Raw genomic sequence first — 1,044 nt, 5'->3', positions numbered from 1 at the left:
CGCAGGCCATGCTGGCCAGTACGTCGCCCATCTCAAGACTGTACTTGTCCATCAAGGCGCGAGCCTGGCGCAGAGCTGTCTCTGCTTCATTGGTGTTGGCAGTCTTCGACTTCGCCATCTCCAGGCACTTCTTGATCTTTTCCAGAATGCGATCCTGATCCATCTCACACCCCCGCCAGGCTCAGGTTGATGGGCTCGTAGCGGTCATCGCCTGTTCGCTTGTAGATGCGGATGTAGACGGCCTTGCCGTTGACCTGGATGGCATCCTTGAGGGCGGCCATGGCGGTTTTCCATTCAGGGGCATCGATCTCCAGACGCAGAAGGCTGAGGACATCGTTGGTGCGGATCTCGCCGTTTCGGCCAGTAAAGGCGCGGTCAACCACAGCCATCAGGTGTCGGTCGTCGTCGGCGCCTTTGCTCCATTTGCGGATGCAGGTGTAGATCAGTTCCTTTGCGGCGAGGATCTCTTCGGTGAAGCACAGCCGATCAGCAAGGGCCTTCTCGATCTTGAACTCGCCGTCGTAGGTGGTGATGGACACGTTGCCCTTCTTGCCGCCCAGCTTGACGCTATAGCGCTCCAGGGAGATGGCGATCAGGTCGTCGATATCAGCCAAGGCCTTCTTCTTGAATGCAGTCAGGGCTTCGCTGATGGCCACAGCTTGGCTGGCAAGCTCGCGGGCAACGCCGTCGCGCAGCTTATCGTGCTCGCGCACCTGGGCCATGGGCACGAAATGGCCGAGCGCGTTGCGCATGCAGCCTTCGGGGATTTCGATTTGCTCAGCCATGTTTCGGCTCCTGTGCTTCGGTGAAAGTTTTGCAGCCGCAGCGCGGGCAAACGTTGTGGGAGAGGTAGGTTTTCTTCGGGTCTGGCACGCTGCGCAACTCGGTTTGGGAACCGATCCAACGGCAGCGGCGGCACTTGAGCAGCTCAGGCATGGGCCACCTCCACACGCTGCCCTGGCTGCTGCCGATTGCGCAGGTAGTCCTGGGCGAGTTGATCCACGCACTGGGTGACCAGCTTGCTGTCGCCGGCCAGGTGCGCCT

The 1,044-nt window shown here is 60.3% G+C and carries 3 protein-coding genes; all 3 read right to left on the bottom strand.

All coding sequences use genetic code 11. The features are described 5' to 3' along the window. Positions 1-163: DUF2786 domain-containing protein (locus ACODS1_RS24110; protein ID WP_489087639.1), on the bottom strand; the 163-nt coding region annotated here is incomplete at its 3' end. A 1-nt stretch (position 164) separates the two neighbouring features. Further along, entirely contained in the window at positions 165-785 is a 621-nt protein-coding gene (locus ACODS1_RS24105) for a DUF3164 family protein (RefSeq protein ID WP_489087638.1), read from the bottom strand. Continuing rightward, on the bottom strand, positions 778-936 hold the full coding sequence (locus tag ACODS1_RS24100; protein WP_489087637.1) for a hypothetical protein: 159 nt from the start codon (positions 934-936) through the stop codon (positions 778-780). The genes ACODS1_RS24105 and ACODS1_RS24100 overlap by 8 nt, the downstream gene beginning before the upstream one ends. Positions 937-1,044 lie beyond the last annotated feature (108 nt).

The sequence above is a fragment of the Pseudomonas sp. FG29 genome (assembly GCF_057809355.1).
This window is presented reverse-complemented; position numbering and strand designations above follow the sequence as displayed.

Excerpts from the sequence above, each read along its gene's own strand:
- ACODS1_RS24105 (WP_489087638.1), bottom strand. The coding sequence starts at position 785 with ATGGCTGAGCAAATCGAAATCCCCGAAGGCTGCATGCGCAACGCGCTC.
- ACODS1_RS24100 (WP_489087637.1), bottom strand. The coding sequence starts at position 936 with ATGCCTGAGCTGCTCAAGTGCCGCCGCTGCCGTTGGATCGGTTCCCAA.